Annotated in this window: 16 protein-coding genes; 6 read left to right on the top strand and 10 right to left on the bottom strand. The window is 66.0% G+C overall.

Annotation, left to right across the window (positions count from 1 at the left end; translation table 11 throughout):
* The first annotated feature begins 18 nt into the window (after positions 1–18).
* On the top strand, positions 19–816 hold the full coding sequence (locus J4H85_RS08325; protein ID WP_243893589.1) for a M23 family metallopeptidase: 798 nt from the start codon (positions 19–21) through the stop codon (positions 814–816).
* A gap of 6 nt (positions 817–822) precedes the next feature.
* Here the strand turns inward: J4H85_RS08325 and trpD are convergent, their stop codons facing one another.
* Entirely contained in the window at positions 823–1,884 is a 1,062-nt protein-coding gene (gene trpD / locus J4H85_RS08320; RefSeq protein ID WP_208238646.1) for an anthranilate phosphoribosyltransferase, read from the bottom strand.
* 215 nt (positions 1,885–2,099) lie between these two features.
* Here trpD and ctaE point away from each other — a divergent pair, with 215 nt between their 5' ends.
* From ctaE to qcrB, 4 genes are read left to right on the top strand one after another with little or no spacing between them, the layout of a single operon-like run.
* Positions 2,100–2,720: an aa3-type cytochrome oxidase subunit III gene (gene ctaE, locus J4H85_RS08315; RefSeq protein ID WP_208240328.1), complete on the top strand. Its 621-nt coding sequence runs from the start codon at positions 2,100–2,102 to the stop codon at positions 2,718–2,720.
* Positions 2,721–2,743: 23 nt separating this feature from the next.
* Entirely contained in the window at positions 2,744–3,550 is an 807-nt protein-coding gene (gene qcrC, locus J4H85_RS08310; RefSeq protein WP_208238644.1) for a cytochrome bc1 complex diheme cytochrome c subunit, read from the top strand.
* A 46-nt stretch (positions 3,551–3,596) separates the two neighbouring features.
* Positions 3,597–4,712 carry a cytochrome bc1 complex Rieske iron-sulfur subunit gene (gene qcrA, locus J4H85_RS08305; protein WP_208238642.1) on the top strand — a complete coding sequence of 372 codons (1,116 nt, stop codon included), beginning with the start codon at positions 3,597–3,599 and terminating at the stop codon, positions 4,710–4,712.
* Positions 4,709–6,319 carry a cytochrome bc1 complex cytochrome b subunit gene (gene qcrB / locus J4H85_RS08300; RefSeq protein ID WP_208238640.1) on the top strand — a complete coding sequence of 537 codons (1,611 nt, stop codon included), beginning with the start codon at positions 4,709–4,711 and terminating at the stop codon, positions 6,317–6,319. The genes qcrA and qcrB overlap by 4 nt, the downstream gene beginning before the upstream one ends.
* 455 nt (positions 6,320–6,774) lie before the next feature.
* On the opposite strand, the gene J4H85_RS08295 is transcribed toward qcrB, so the two are convergent.
* The 6 genes from J4H85_RS08295 to erpA all read right to left on the bottom strand — a co-directional run bounded on the left by J4H85_RS08295 (position 6,775) and on the right by erpA (position 11,127).
* The gene (locus tag J4H85_RS08295) at positions 6,775–7,206 is read right to left on the bottom strand and encodes a TetR family transcriptional regulator (RefSeq protein ID WP_208238637.1); all 432 of its coding nucleotides are present in this window, start codon (positions 7,204–7,206) and stop codon (positions 6,775–6,777) included.
* Entirely contained in the window at positions 7,203–7,646 is a 444-nt protein-coding gene (locus tag J4H85_RS08290; protein ID WP_208238635.1) for a GNAT family N-acetyltransferase, read from the bottom strand. The genes J4H85_RS08295 and J4H85_RS08290 overlap by 4 nt, the downstream gene beginning before the upstream one ends.
* Positions 7,647–7,658: 12 nt before the next feature.
* On the bottom strand, positions 7,659–8,084 hold the full coding sequence (gene ctaF / locus J4H85_RS08285; protein ID WP_208238633.1) for an aa3-type cytochrome oxidase subunit IV: 426 nt from the start codon (positions 8,082–8,084) through the stop codon (positions 7,659–7,661).
* A 21-nt stretch (positions 8,085–8,105) separates the two neighbouring features.
* On the bottom strand, positions 8,106–9,737 hold the full coding sequence (ctaD, locus tag J4H85_RS08280; protein ID WP_208238630.1) for an aa3-type cytochrome oxidase subunit I: 1,632 nt from the start codon (positions 9,735–9,737) through the stop codon (positions 8,106–8,108).
* 18 nt (positions 9,738–9,755) lie between these two features.
* Positions 9,756–10,607 (bottom strand): aa3-type cytochrome oxidase subunit II, encoded by an 852-nt coding sequence (gene ctaC / locus J4H85_RS08275; RefSeq protein ID WP_208238627.1) that lies wholly within the window; start codon positions 10,605–10,607, stop codon positions 9,756–9,758.
* 151 nt (positions 10,608–10,758) lie between these two features.
* On the bottom strand, positions 10,759–11,127 hold the full coding sequence (erpA, locus tag J4H85_RS08270; protein ID WP_208238624.1) for an iron-sulfur cluster insertion protein ErpA: 369 nt from the start codon (positions 11,125–11,127) through the stop codon (positions 10,759–10,761).
* A gap of 169 nt (positions 11,128–11,296) precedes the next feature.
* Between erpA and J4H85_RS08265 the strand changes: the two genes are divergently transcribed.
* Positions 11,297–11,881 (top strand): DUF3043 domain-containing protein, encoded by a 585-nt coding sequence (locus J4H85_RS08265; RefSeq protein ID WP_307863537.1) that lies wholly within the window; start codon positions 11,297–11,299, stop codon positions 11,879–11,881.
* 72 nt (positions 11,882–11,953) lie between these two features.
* Here the strand turns inward: J4H85_RS08265 and J4H85_RS08260 are convergent, their stop codons facing one another.
* From J4H85_RS08260 to hisD, 3 genes are read right to left on the bottom strand one after another with little or no spacing between them, the layout of a single operon-like run.
* Positions 11,954–12,997: a quinone-dependent dihydroorotate dehydrogenase gene (locus J4H85_RS08260; protein WP_372440205.1), complete on the bottom strand. Its 1,044-nt coding sequence runs from the start codon at positions 12,995–12,997 to the stop codon at positions 11,954–11,956.
* A gap of 8 nt (positions 12,998–13,005) precedes the next feature.
* Positions 13,006–13,506, bottom strand: a complete 501-nt coding sequence (nrdR, locus tag J4H85_RS08255; RefSeq protein ID WP_208238618.1) for a transcriptional regulator NrdR — start codon at positions 13,504–13,506, stop codon at positions 13,006–13,008.
* Positions 13,506–14,834: a histidinol dehydrogenase gene (hisD, locus tag J4H85_RS08250; protein ID WP_208240326.1), complete on the bottom strand. Its 1,329-nt coding sequence runs from the start codon at positions 14,832–14,834 to the stop codon at positions 13,506–13,508. Before hisD ends, nrdR begins: the two co-directional genes overlap by 1 nt.
* Positions 14,835–14,836: the final 2 nt, after the last annotated feature.

Genomic DNA, 14,836 nt, shown 5'->3' with positions numbered 1-14,836 from the left:
CCCGGACACAGGACTCGCATGCCCCGAACCCTTCCGTCACCTGACGAGCGTCGCCCCAGTAGCGACCCCGGGACCGGATCGTCGGACGGCGAGGACGCGGTGGCGATGACCCTCCTTCCCGAGCTCCGCTTCGATCGCGATGAGCTCGCTGTGCCGCGGACCCGTCAGCGTCGGTTCATCCATCGGGCACTGCGCGTCACAGCGGCCGCGAGCGTGGTCGGCCTGGTCGGAGCCAGCACGATCCCGATGCTCGCGTCCGGGGGTGAGACCGAAGCATCGGCTGCGGTGCGACAGAATCTCGTGGTGGACACCTCAGCGGAACCCGACCTCTCCGCGTTCAGCGCGACAGCTGCAAGCCTGAAGCCCTCGGGGGCGACGTACACGAACGTCGCGTCGTCGGCCGTCCAGTTCCCCTTCGCCGACGGCATCGCCTCGCTCACCGATGGGTTCGGCTACCGCAGCGCCCCGGTCGCGCAGTTCCACGACGCGCAAGACTTCGCTGCTCCGGCGGGCACGCCGATCTCGATCATCGCCGATGGCACGGTCGCTGAAGCCGGGTACAGCGACGACGGATGCGGCTTCGGCCTCATCGTCGACCACGAGATCGATGATGAGGCGGTCAGCAGCCGTTACTGCCACATGGAGCTCGCATCACACACCTACGCGGTGGGCGACGCGGTGAGCGCGGGTGACCCGGCAGGCCGGGTCGGGAACACCGGAATGTCGTTCGGGCCGCACCTGCATCTCGTAATCAAGGTCGACGGCACTGCGGTTGATCCGCTGCCGTTCCTGAACCGTCACAACGACGAGGACTGAGGCTCCTCAGCTGGCGAGCGCCGCAGTCGATGCGGCCCAAGCGTCGAGCTTCGTCGCCGCCGCTCCGCTGTCGATGGCGTCCGCCGCACGCGTCATCTGAGCGTCGAGACGTTCGAGGATCGGTCGCTCGGCCGATTCCGGAGTCGTGAACAGCTCGTATGCGACCAAGCCGGCCGCCGCGTTCAACAGCACGATGTCACGCACCGGTCCGACGTCTCCGGCGAGCGTCCGACGCACCGTCTCCGCGTTCTCGACGGGCGTTCCACCCAGCAGATCGCCGATATCGGCACGGGCGATCCCGAGATCCCGCGGATCCAAATCGTGCTCGGTGAGCGATCCGCGACTCACCTCCCAGATCCGCGAGTGCCCGGTCGTCGTCAGCTCGTCGAGTCCGTCGTCCCCACGGAAGACCAGAGCCGAAGCCCCTCGGATCCGGAAGACGCCGGCGATCAACGGCGCCCGGTCGGCATCCGCGACGCCGACGGCCGACGCCTCGGGCCTCACGGGGTTGCAGAGCGGCCCGAGGAAGTTGAACACCGTCGGGATCCCGATCTCCTTGCGCACGGGGGCGACATGCCGGAACCCCGGGAGGAACCGGGCCGCGTGCACGAACGCGATCCCCGTCTCGGCGAACGAGGAGATCAGTGCCGGCGCATCGAGCGACAGGTCGATGCCGAGCGCCGAGAGCACATCCGAGGATCCGGACTTGCTGCTCGCGGCGCGGTTGCCGTGCTTCACGACCGGCGCACCCGCAGCGGCGGCGACGATCGACGCCATCGATGACACGTTCACCGTGCCGAAGCGATCCCCGCCGGTGCCGACGATGTCGAGCGATGCGGCTGGGAGATCCAAGGGAAGCGCTTCGGCGAGGATCGCGTCTCGGAATCCGACGATCTCATCGACGGTCACCCCCTTCGCCCGGAGTGCGACGAGGAACGAGCCGATCTGCGCCGCGGACGCTGAGCCGGTCATGATCTCCGCCATCGCCCACTCGGCCTGCGACACGCTGATGTCGTCGCCACTCAGGAGCGAGGTGAGAATGGTCGGCCAGGTCCGTGCATCCGTCATGACTCCCATTCTATCCGCGCGTCCGCGCCGACGAGACGCGTGGGAGTACGCGCGTGCCGGGTGGCAGTCGGATCACGAGATGGTTGCGCGCGCGTTCGGATGCTCAGGAAACGGTAGGGTGGTCTGAGGACACCGATGGAAGTTCGGCGCGCCGATTCCAAATGGAATTCGCACACCCAACTTTCAGCCATAATGGAGGAGTGACGACGACCACTATGAATACCCAGTCAGCCGTGCCCACGGTGCAGCGACCGAATACGGTCGCCGTCGGTACGATCGTGTGGCTCGGCAGCGAGGTCATGTTCTTCGCGGGGCTCTTCGCGATCTACTTCACGCTGCGCGCCATGAACCCAGAGCTCTGGGCCGAGCAAGTCGAGAAGCACAACTTCACGTTCGCGCTGATCAACACGTTGATCCTGGTGGCTTCCTCATTCACCTGCCAGGCCGGTGTCTTCGCCGCCGAGCGCGGCCAGCCGCGTGCGACGGGCGCCAGCCCCCGTAACTGGGGCACCGTCGAGTGGTTCTACTTGACCTTCTTCATGGGCGCGGTCTTCGTGTCCGGGCAGGTGTGGGAGTACGCCACGTTCGTCTCGGAGGGCATCACCCTCCCCTCGGATCCCTATGGCTCCGCGTTCTACATGACCACCGGCTTCCACGGCATCCACGTGGCGCTCGGGCTGATCGCCTTCCTGCTGGTCATCGGACGCATCTATGCCGTGAAGAACTTCGGCCACAAGGAGGAGACCTCCGCCATCGTCGTGTCGTACTACTGGCACTTCGTTGACATCGTGTGGATCATCCTGTTCTTCGTCATCTACGTTCTCGACATCCTCTAGACCGGTCAGGAGAAATCGACATCATGGCTCGCGCCAAGAAAAACGTTCGAAAGTCAGGTCGACGGCATCCCCTGGCCACCGCCGCACTCGTCGCGGTCGGCCTGCTCGTCACGGGCGCCGCGTATGCAGGTTTCAGCCAGACCTCCGCCACCGCCGAGGTCGACCTGACCTCGCAGCAGACCATCGAAGAGGGTCGCAAGCTTTTCGGGGCGAACTGCGCGACCTGCCACGGCACGGGAGCGCAGGGCACTGAAGAGGGCCCGTCGCTCATCGGCTCGGGCGCCGCATCAGTGCACTTCCAGGTCGACACCGGCCGTATGCCGCTCGCCTACCAGGGCCCGCAGGGCATGGTGAAGCCGAAGCAGTTCACCGAGGAGCAGACGCTCCAGATGGCGGCATACGTCGCCTCGCTCGCCCCGGGACCCGGACTGCCCGAGGCGCAGTACCTCACCGCGGACGACTCCAACGACATCGCCAACGGCGGCGTCCTCTTCCGGATCAACTGCGCGATGTGCCACAACGTGGCCGCCGCGGGCGGCGCCCTGACGGAGGGCAAGTTCGCTCCCCCGCTCGGCGGCGTCGAGCCATCGCACATCTACGAAGCGATGGTCACCGGACCGCAGAACATGCCCGTCTTCAACGATGCCAACCTGTCCCCCCAGGACAAGGCGGACATCATCTCGTACCTCAAGTACCTCGAGAACGAGCCCACCGTCGGCGGCTTCTCGCTCGGTTCGATCGGCCCGGTCGCCGAGGGTATGTTCATCTGGGTGCTGGGCCTCGGCGCGATCGTCGGCCTCACCGTGTGGGTCACCGCGAAGTCGAACTAGTCATCGGAGTTCGCAGAGTTTCATGAGTCAGGAATCAAGGAGCAACATGGCAGAGGAAGAGCAGAACAACGGCACCGACGGCGCCGTTGTCGCCGCTCATGGCCACGGTGACGGCGGGGTGTCCGCTGGTACGGCGGTCATCGCGGCCGATGCTGTGCAGAACCCGGGTCTTCCCCCGCACCGTCAGCGCGTCACCGACACCAATCCGAAGAAGGCGAAAGGTGCCGAGCGCACCGTCTACACCCTCTTCTACGTGTCGATCGTCGGGAGCCTGGGCGCAGTGCTCGCCTACATGTTCTTCCCGATGGAATCGGGCGAGCTGCTCGACATCCGCCTGCACACGCTGTTCGTGGGCCTCGGCATGGCCCTCGGTCTGCTCGCTCTCGGTATCGGTGCGGTCCACTGGGGCAAGGCGCTCATGGCCGACCACGAGTCGATCGACGAGCGCCACCCGGTCTCGAGTTCGGAAGAGGTCCGTCAGGACTCCGCCGAGGTCTTCCGGATCGCCGACGAGGAGTCCGGCTTCTCGCGACGCTCGTTGGTTCGCAACAGCCTCATCGGCGCGCTGATCGCGTTCCCGCTTCCCGGCGTCACCCTCCTGCGCAGCCTCGCGCCGCAGGACCGCGACCCGGTCCAGCTGCTCAAGCACACGATGTGGGAGTCCGGTGTGCGACTCGCTCGCGACCCCTCGGGTGTCCCGATCCGCGCGAGCGAAGTCACCATCGGTTCAGCGTTCCACGTGATTCCCGAGACCCTGAACCACAGCGACTTCGAGGAGCTCAGCCTCGACGAGCGCGGCGGCAGTGCCACGCTGCTGGATGCCAAGGCGAAGGCCATCGTCCTCCTCATGCGTCTCGACCAGTCGGACCTCAAGGAAGACGACGACCGCAAGGACTGGTCCTACAACGGCATCGTCGCCTACTCGAAGGTGTGCACGCACGTGGGCTGCCCGGTGGCGCTCTACGAGCAGCACACGCACCACCTCCTCTGCCCCTGCCACCAGTCGCAGTTCGACGTCTCCGAGCACGCGAAGGTCATCTTCGGTCCGGCGAAGCGTCCGCTCCCGCAGCTGCCGATCACGGTGGACGATGAGGGCTACCTCGTCGCCCAGAGCGATTTCCACGAACCTGTCGGCCCGAGCTTCTGGGAGCGCCTCAAGTGAGCAGCACCGCAACTACGAAACCCGCCGCGAGCAACTCGAGCCGTTTCACCTCGAAGGCCGCGACCTACATCGACGACCGCACGAAGGTCGGCGTCGCCGTCAAGGAATTCGGCCGCAAGGTCTTCCCCGACCACTGGTCGTTCCTGCTCGGTGAAGTCGCCCTGTACAGCTTCGTCGTCATCCTGATCTCGGGCACGTTCCTGACGCTCTTCTTCCAGGCCTCAATGGCCGAGGTGCACTACAACGGCCCGTACACCCCCATGAAGGGTGTGGAGATGTCGGTCGCTATGGCATCGACACTGGACATCTCGTTCTCGGTGCGCGGCGGTCTGCTCATGCGACACGTGCACCACTGGGCGGCGCTGCTCTTCGTCGCCTCGATCGGGCTGCACATGCTTCGCATCTTCTTCACGGGTGCGTTCCGCAAGCCGCGCGAGCTCAACTGGGTCATCGGATTCGTGCTCTTCGTGCTCGCCATGGCCGAGGGCTTCACGGGATACTCTCTCCCCGATGACGTGCTCTCGGGCAACGGTCTCCGGATCATCGACGGCATCATCAAGGCGATCCCGGTCGTCGGCACCTATCTCTCCTACTTCTTCTTCGGAGGAGAGTTCCCCGGAACCGACATCGTCGGACGTCTCTATATGCTGCACATCATGGTGCTCCCGGCGCTGGTGATCCTCTTCATCGCGTTGCACCTCGCGTTCGTGGTGATTCACAAGCACACGCAGTACCCCGGCCCGGGCAAGACGCAGCAGAACGTCGTCGGCTTCCCCGTGCTCCCCGTGTACGCGGCGAAGGCCGGTGGCTTCTTCTTCATCGTCTTCGGTGTGATTTTGCTGATCGCTTCATTCTTCGGCATCAACGCCATCTGGGACTATGGTCCCTACGACCCCTCCCCCGTTTCTGCCGGTACCCAGCCAGACTGGTACATCGGCTTCGCCGACGGCATGCTCCGCCTGGTGCCGCCGGGTCTCGAGACCGAGTGGTTCGGCTACACCTGGTCGTGGAACATGCTCATCCCGCTGGCCCTCATCGGTATCTTCCTCGTCCTCGTAGCGGCATACCCGTTCATCGAGGCCTGGATCACCGGCGACAAGCGCGAGCACCACATTCTCGACCGCCCGCGCAACGCGCCGACCCGCACCGCCATCGGTGCGGCGGGTGTGACGTTCTACGGCGTCATGTGGGCGGGTGCCAGTTCGGACCTCATGGCGACGCACTTCCAGCTTTCGATGGAGGGCGTGATCCACGCGCTGCAGTTCTGCCTGGTGTTCGGGCCGTTCATCGCATACTTCCTCACCAAGCGCATCTGCCTCGGTCTGCAGAAGAAGGATCGTTCGATCGCCCTCCACGGGTATGAGTCGGGTCGCATCGTCCGCCTTCCCGGCGGCGAGTACATCGAGGTGCACAAGCCGGTCAGCGAGTACGAGCGCTGGGAGCTTGTCAGCTACTCCGACTACGCGCCGCTGATGCTGCGGCCGAACGACCAGGGTCGCATTCCGCTCACGCAGCGACTGCGCGCCGGCTTCAGCCGCTGGTTCTTCGAAGATCGCATCGTCCCGCCGGGACAGGGCGAGATCGACAGCCAGGATGGTCACCACTAGGAATTGAGCTCCTCAGGAGGGGGTGGGCGGCGCACATGCGCAGCCCACCCCCTTCGTCGTACCACTGCAGCAGTGTCATACGCGCACCGCGCGCCTCGTCGTCGACGAGCCGAGGGTATCGCCCCCCACCGCCCGCACCGACCACCGGTGCGGGCGGCCGCATGAGTCGATCTGCGGGCCAGCCAGTGAGGGACGCTCCCCGGCCTCGTCCCCCCACCGCGGGCGTGGAGCTCCGATCGCGCGTCTTACCACCGGTCGGCACCGCGCAGTACTCGGCCCTGGTCGTGACTGCCGGGTCGAATGGGGTCCGCACCACGGGGCGCGACGACGGGTGCGCGACCCGATGCACTGGTGCCCGGGGCGCAAGCGGATCATTGCCGCTCCGTACAGAAGGCCGCGTCGCCGTCACGGGCGACCTCGAAGAAACGATCGCGAACGACGGGGTCGGCGTCCGGTCACGGCAGGAGGTCGTGCGCTCCTCTGGTGAGATCTTCGGCGAAGTCGTCCGACTGAGACTGGGCGAGGTAGGTCCTCAGGAGCGGTGTGAGTGCGTCGCTGAGCTGCGGGTTGCGTGCGGCTGCGAATGCCTGCAGGAGGAAACGGGAGCGTACTCGTGCGGGTGCTGGGAAGCGTCGAGGCATGTCCGTGGACGGCACTTCCCGGTCACTCGGCGCTGTCAGCGCCCGGGCGCAGCAGGCGACAAAGAGCTCCTGCTTGGTGGCGAAGCTCGCGTAGACATGCGGCTGAGGCACTTCAGCGCGCGCGGCGATCGCGGCTGTACTGGCGCCGTGGTAGCCGAAGAGGCCGAACTCGATGAGTCCGGCCTCCAGGAGACGCTCCCGGTTCTCTCCGGGCTTGCGTCGTGGTCGACGCGGTGACGTGGTCACTCGAGATCGAGCACCTTCCGGTAGTGCTCGCCCTGGACCTCGAACCCGCGATGGTTGAAGAACGAACCGATGCGCGAGGTCGATGCGGAGAGCTGTCGCACGCCTCTGCCCATGCAATAGTGCTCGTTGGCCTGCACGAGACGGTCGCCGACTCCGTGGCCGCGAGCCGACTCGTCGACGACGATCTCCTGCAGATGCGCGGTGAGGCCCGCGGCGTGCAGCAGGCGCGAGACGGTCATCAGCGAGTAGCCGACGACCGTACCGTCGATCTCTGAGACGAAGAGCACGTTCGTCTCGTGATCGCGCTTGCGCAGCACATTGTCGAGAGCGATGTTGAACTCGTCGCGACCGATCGCGTCGCGCCCGGTCTGATACTGCAGCGCAAGGTCGAACAGCGCCTGAGCGTCGTCGGGCACACCCCGCCGGATTTTCACTGTCATGTTCGAACCGCCTTAGCGCGCGAAGTACCCGCGGTAGTACTCGTACACCCAGCCGACGACCGCGACCAGGACGAGGGGTGCGGTGAAGAAGCTGAGCCAGAAGAAGCCCCAGCTCATGCAGAGACCCAGCACGACGACCGAACAGGCGAAGGCGAGAACGAGCGGCCACCAGCTCCAGGGGCTGAACTCGCCCTGCTCGGGGTCGCCGTCGTCGATGTCCGCGTGCTCCATGTCCTCGACCAGCTGCCCACCCTGCTTGCGCTTCGCCAGTCCGAGGTAGAACGCGATGAACGCTGTGAGGGCGCCCGACAGCAGAATCGGAACGAATACGGGCCACTGGAACGCGTTGCCTTCCAAGTGATTCCATACGGCGTACACGCCTGCGACCAGGACCAGGTACGCCGTCAGGATCCAGAAGATGACGATGTTGGACTTCATATCGGGTGTCTCCTCGGAGCCTTAGTGCTGGGCCGTGACCGGGCGTGCCGGCTGCTCGATGCCGCTGACCTCAGGGTGGTTGAGATCGAACGCCGGCGACTCGGTGCGGATACGCGGGATCGAGGTGAAGTTGTGGCGCGGCGGCGGGCACGACGTCGCCCACTCCAGCGAGCGGCCGAAGCCCCACGGGTCGTTGACCTCGACCTTCGGCGCGCGACGCGCCGTGATGTACACGTTCAGAAGGAACGGGATCATCGACGCGCCGAGGATCATGGCACCCACCGTGGACACCTGGTTGCCCCACGTGATGCCGTCCTCGGGCAGGTACGTGTAGTAGCGCCGCGGCATGGCCATGACGCCGAGCCAGTGCTGCACGAGGAAGGTGGTGTGGAAACCGACGAACAGAATCCAGAAGTGGATCTTGCCGAGGCGCTCGTTGAGCATCTTGCCCGTCCACTTCGGCCACCAGAAGTAGAAGCCGGCGAACATCGCGAAGACGACGGTACCGAAGACCACGTAGTGGAAGTGCGCGACCACGAAGTAGGTGTCGGAGAGGTGGAAGTCGAGTGCGGGCGACGCCAGGATGACACCGGTGAGTCCACCGAAGACGAACGTCACCAGGAAGCCGAGCGACCAGAGCATCGGAGTTTCGAACGTGATCGACCCGCGCCACATGGTTCCGATCCAGTTGAAGATCTTCACACCCGTCGGCACGGCGATGAGCATCGTCATGAGGGCGAAGAACGGCAGGAGGACCGAACCGGTGACGTACATGTGGTGCGCCCAGACCGTCATCGACAGCGCGGCGATCGCGATCGTCGCGTAGATGAGGGTCTTGTAGCCGAAGATCGGCTTGCGGCTGAACACCGGGAAGATCTCGGAGACGATGCCGAAGAACGGCAGCGCGATGATGTACACCTCGGGGTGACCGAAGAACCAGAAGAGGTGCTGCCACAGAATGGCTCCGCCCTCTCCGGTGTAGATCTGCGCGTGGAAGATGCGGTCGGCCGCGAGGCCGAACATCGCAGCCGCGAGCACCGGGAACGCGAGGAGCACGAGGATCGAGGTCACCAGCGTGTTCCAGGTGAAGATGGACATACGCCACATCGTCATGCCCGGCGCGCGCATCGTGATGATCGTGGTGATGAAGTTGACACCGCCCATGATCGTGCCGAACCCGCTGATACCGAGCCCGAGCACCCAGAGATTGCCGCCGACGCCCGGAGAGAATGTCATATCGGAGAGCGGCGCATAGGCGAACCATCCGAACGAGGCCGCGCCCTGCGGGGTCAAGAAGCCGCCGACGGCGATGAGCGAGCCGAACGTGTACAGCCAGAACGCGAAGGCGTTGAGTCGCGGGAAGGCGACGTCAGGGGCGCCGATCTGCAACGGCATCATGACGTTCGCGAAACCGGCGAAGAGCGGCGTCGCGAACATCAGCAGCATGATCGTGCCGTGCATGGTGAAGAGCTGGTTGTACTGCTCCTTAGTGGGGATGATCTCCAGTCCGGGCGCGAACAGCTGCGCACGGATGAGGAGCGCCATGAGCCCGCCGATGAGGAACCACACCACCGAGCTGATCAGATACATGTATCCGATCACCTTGTGGTCTGTGGACGTGATCCACGAGACGACGACGTTACCTTTTTTCATGATCCAGCGTCTCTCTCGTTACTCGTTGTGCGCCTCGGCCTCGTCACCGAAGAAGCGATCCTGATTCGGGTTCAGGTCGGCAGGGGCCAGGCCCTGGTTCTCCGGGTTCGCACGAAGCTCGGCGATCTTCTGCTCGTACTCGTCCTGCTCGAGCACCTGCACCTCGAAGAGCATCATCGAGTGGTACTCACCGCAGAGCTCGGCGCACTTCCCGGTGAAAGTACCGGTCTTCTCGGGCGTGAACGTCATGTAGTTGGTCTGGCCGGGGATCATGTCCTTCTTGTAGAGGAACTCGACCACCCAGAAGGAGTGGATTACGTCGCGCGTCTCGAGACGGATCTCCGTCGTCTGGTCGACCGGCAGGTAGAGGACCGGCATGGTCTCTTCCTTCGGCGATCCTTCGCTATCGGTCTCCACCTGAACGCCGGAGAAATGCACGTCGTCGTTCACATAGTTGAAGTCCCACGCCCAGCGCTTGCCGAAGACCTCGACGATGTTGTCGGGGTTCTCCTCGCGCGTCTCGATCTTCGTCTGCTCCTGAGCGGTGAACGCGAAGAAGCCGAGCACCAGGATGACGGGGACGACCGTGAAGAACACCTCGATCGGCATGTTGTAGCGCATCTGCACCGGCAGGCCCGTCTGGCCCTTCCGACGGCGGTACGCGACCGTCGCCCAGATGATGAGGCCCCACGTGATGACGCCGACAGCGAGCAGCACGATCCACGAAGTCACCCACAGACCCGTGATGCCGTCCGTGTGATTGGTGGCTCCCTCGGAACCCTCCGGCAAGAAGCCGCGCTGCTGCTCGGGGGTGCAGCCGGCGAGGGCGAGCGCAGCCGCCAATGCCACCGGGGCCGCAACCCATTTCATTCGACGATTGGAACGCACCGCATACCTTTCGAAACGTTTCTCGCCTGCGCTCGGGCAGGCAAAGCTGATGACTCCCTGACAGCTTAGCGTGCTGAGCAGGCCCGTCAGAACTCGGCACCGGGCGTGGTGAAAATTCTGACGGGCTCGCGCGTCAGCTGAAGCTGTCGCCGCAGGCGCAGCTGCCCTGGGCGTTGGGGTTGTCGATGGTGAAGCCCTGCTTCTGGATCGTGTCTTCGAAGTCGATCTGCGCACCGCTGAGATACGGGATGCTCATCTGATCGACGACCACCTCGACGCCGTCGAAGGCGACGACGGCGTCGTTCTCGAGCAGACGCTCGTCGAAGAACAGCTGGTAGATCAGGCCCGAGCAGCCGCCCGGCTGCACGGCGATGCGGAGGCGCAGGTCATCGCGACCCTCCTGGTCGAGCAGACTCTTGACCTTCTGCTGTGCAGCGTCGGACAAGCCGACCTGGTGTGCCGGCGCCGTATCGGTCGTCGGTGTGATGGTTTCGGTGCTCATTACACGCTCCTCTGTCATCGTGGAACCGTCTGCACCAGTCTACCTTCCGTCGACCGATCCTGAGCCCCTGCCGCGCGGCGCTCCGCACCACGCAGACGCTGCCCGCCCGCGCACGGTATCCTGGTCGGGTATGCACGCGGAACGATCCGCGTCGAGAGAGAGGAATTGCGTGGCGAAGAAGGACTCTGCCGGTGGCGCACCCGCGGACGGACAGCCCGAAGCCGACCGGCAGGCCCAGCTCGGCAAGGGCCGCGCGACCCCGAGTCGGAAACAGTCGCAGGCCGCACGAGCACAGCCGCTCGTCGGCGGTCGCGACAAGGCGGCGACGAAGGCGCAGCGCCAGCAGCAGGCATCCGCACGCGAGCGTGCGCGCGTCGGCATGATGCAGGGCGACGAACGGTACCTCACGGTGCGCGACCGCGGGCCGCAGCGCCGATACGTGCGCGACTACGTGGATGCCAGGTGGAGTGTCGGCGAGCTGCTGATCCCCGCCATGCTCCTGGTCCTGCTGATGACGTTCATCCCCGGACCGATCCAGGTCTACAGCATCTTCATCATCTGGGGCTTCCTCGGCCTCGCGATCCTCGATGCGGTCCTGCTCGGCGTCCGACTCAAGGGGAAGCTCGCGGCCAAGTTCGGCGGCGAAGAGAAGGTGCAGCGGGGCTTCCGCTGGTACGCGGCCATGCGCGCGTTCCAGTTCCGCCCGCTGCGGATGCCGAAGCCGCAGGTGAAGCGCGGCAAGTTCCCGGAGTAGTGCCTCGCGTCTCGAACGGAGGAGGGGGTGCCGACCAGCGCGGTCGGCACCCCCTCCTCCGTCTTCGGAGCGTTACGCCCCGGCGGCGTTACCGGCCCAGCCGGACCTGAGGAGTCCGGCGTTCACCGCGCGAGCCCAGAAGGGCCCCTCATAGACGAACGCCGTGTACCCCTGTACGAGCGTCGCACCGGCGTCGAGTCGCTCGCGCACATCAGCGGCGCTCGTCACTCCCCCGACCGAGATGACGCACCAGTCGTCCGGAGCGATCTCACGGATGCGGTGCAGCACTTCGAGCGAACGCTCACGGAGGGGCGCACCCGAGAGTCCGCCGGCACCGAGTGCGTCGACTTCGGCCTGCGAGATCGTGAGTCCGTCGCGCGCGATCGTCGTATTCGTCGCGATGATGCCGTCGAGTCCGAGTCGGAGCGCGAGCTCGACGATACCGGTCAACTGCTCATCGTCCATGTCGGGGGCGATCTTGACGAGCAGCGGTGTGCTGCCGGCAGCTTCCTGCACCGCGGTGAGCAGCGGCTCGAGCAGCGACAGCTCCTGCAAGCCGCGAAGTCCGGGAGTATTGGGCGAACTGACATTGATGGCGAGGTAGTCGGAGACCGGGGCGAGCCGCTGCGCGCTCCAGACGTAGTCGGCGGTGGCATCCTCCACCTCCGTCACCCGACTCTTGCCGATGTTCGCACCGATGATCGGCCGGTGGCGCGACAGACGAGCCCGCTCGATACGGGGCACGGCCGCCGCAGACCCCGCGTTGTTGAAACCCATCCGGTTGATGACGGCGCGGTCCCTCACGATGCGGAACATGCGGGGCTTCGGGTTGCCCGGCTGCGGGTGTCGCGTCAGCGTGCCGACTTCGACGTGCCCGAACCCGAGCGTTTCGAGTCCGGAGATGGCCTCGGCATTCTTGTCGAATCCCGCGGCGATACCGAAGGGGCTCGGAAACTCGAGACCCAGCGTGCGCACCCGCAGATCACCTGCCGGAGCGGTCCAGCGGCGGACCAGCGCTCGCATCAGTGGCGCCGCTCGAATGACGCGGAACGCCGCGTGGTGGATCCATTCGGGATCGAGGTGTCGGAAGACGGTCGAGAACAGTACGGGATACACGCGCATGCTCAGGCCCCCGATCGTCCGCCGGCGCCGGCCGGCGCCGATCCCTGCGAAGCGGCGCCGGGGTGCGTCCGCAACTCGGCGATCGCGCCCTCGAAGTCGGCGAGGTTCTCGAACGCCTGGTAGACACTCGCGAAGCGCAGGTACGCGATCTCATCGAGATCACGGAGGTGCGGCAGGATCGCCAGCCCGATGTCGTTGGCATCGAGCTGGGCCACTCCCGTCGAGCGGACGGACTCCTCGACCTGCTGCGCGAGCAAAGCCAGGTCGGCATCCGTCACCGGACGCCCCTGGCACGCCTTGCGCACTCCGGAGACGACCTTCTCACGACTGAACGGTTCCACCACACCTGACCGCTTGATCACGGTGAGACTCGCGGTCTCCGTGGTGCTGAACCGGCGGCCGCACTCGGGGCACTGGCGTCGGCGTCGAATCGCGAGACCGTCATCCGAGGTGCGCGAGTCGATGACGCGCGAATCGGGGTGCCGGCAGAAGGGGCAATGCATCAGAGCTCTCCGGAAGAATCGGTGTCGGTGACGAAACGGGCGGCGACGGCCTGCCCGTGCGCAGGGAGGCCCTCGGCGTCCGCCAGCGCGCCCAGCGGCGCGGCAGTGTCGGCGAGTGCGGCGCGATCGTACGCGATGATCTGCTGCGGGCGCAGGAACGAGTGCGCGCCGAGCCCCGCAGCGAACCGCGCCGTGCCGCCGGTCGGCAGCACGTGGTTCGACCCTGCGAGATAGTCACCGAGACTGACCGGGGTGTAGGGCCCGATGAAGATCGCACCGGCATCGTCGATGAGGTCGAGAACCGCATCATCATCCCGGGTCTGGATCTCGAGGTGCTCCGGCCCGTAGGCGTTGCTGACCCTGGCGGCGGTCTCCAGATCGTCGACCAGGATCACCCCGGACTGCGCCCCGGCGAGCGCGACACTGATGCGCTCGGACCAGCGCGCCTTCGGCACCTGCGTCGCGAGCTCGGCGGCGACGCGCTCGGCCAACTCGGCTGAATCGGTGACGAGGACCGATGCTGCCGCTTCGTCGTGCTCGGCCTGACTGATGAGGTCGGCGGCGACGAACGCGGGGTTCGCCGTCGCATCCGCGATGACGAGGATCTCCGTCGTGCCGGCTTCGGCGTCGATCCCGACGATGCCGTTGACCGCGCGTTTGGCGGCTGCGACGAACACGTTGCCCGGTCCGGTGACCACGTCGACCGGGGCGAGATCGATCTCGGCGACACCGTAGGCGAAGGCGGCGACCGCACCGGCGCCGCCGATGGCGTAGACCTCGGTCACACCGGCGAGAGCGGCGGCCCACAGCACGGACTCGTGGGGCGCGCCGTCGTTGTCGCGTTGCGCGGGCGAGGCGAGCGCGAGACTCGGCACCCCGGCCGCCTGTGCGGCTACCGCGTTCATGATGACCGAGGAGGGGTACGCCGCCTTCCCGCCCGGGGCGTAGAGTCCGACGCGCGACACGGGCTGCCACCGCTGTCGCACCGTCGCGCCGTCGCCAAACGTGGTGATCTGCTCGGCCGGCACCTGCGCGGCCGACGCGCGCCGCAGTTTCTCGATGAGCTGCTCGAGCGCCGCCCGTGTCTGCGGCGGGCACGTTTCCAGCGACGCCGAGATCCGCTCGGCCGGGACCCGGAGCGCATGACGCTCGACACCGTCGAAGTCGCGCCCCTGCTCGCGCAGTGCCGCTTCGCCGCGGTCGCGGACCGCTTCGACGAGCGGTCGCACGCGTTCGACCGCTGTGCCGATGTCGACCGCGGCTCGGGGAACGAGGTCCAGTAGCTCGGCGCGGGAGAGGTCGCGCCCCCTGAGGTCGAGTGTTCGCATCA

Source organism: Leucobacter tardus, assembly GCF_017583045.1.
GTDB classification, from domain to species: domain Bacteria; phylum Actinomycetota; class Actinomycetes; order Actinomycetales; family Microbacteriaceae; genus Leucobacter; species Leucobacter tardus.
The sequence above is the reverse complement of the archived record's forward strand: the minus strand, read 5'-3'. Positions and strand labels throughout refer to the sequence as shown.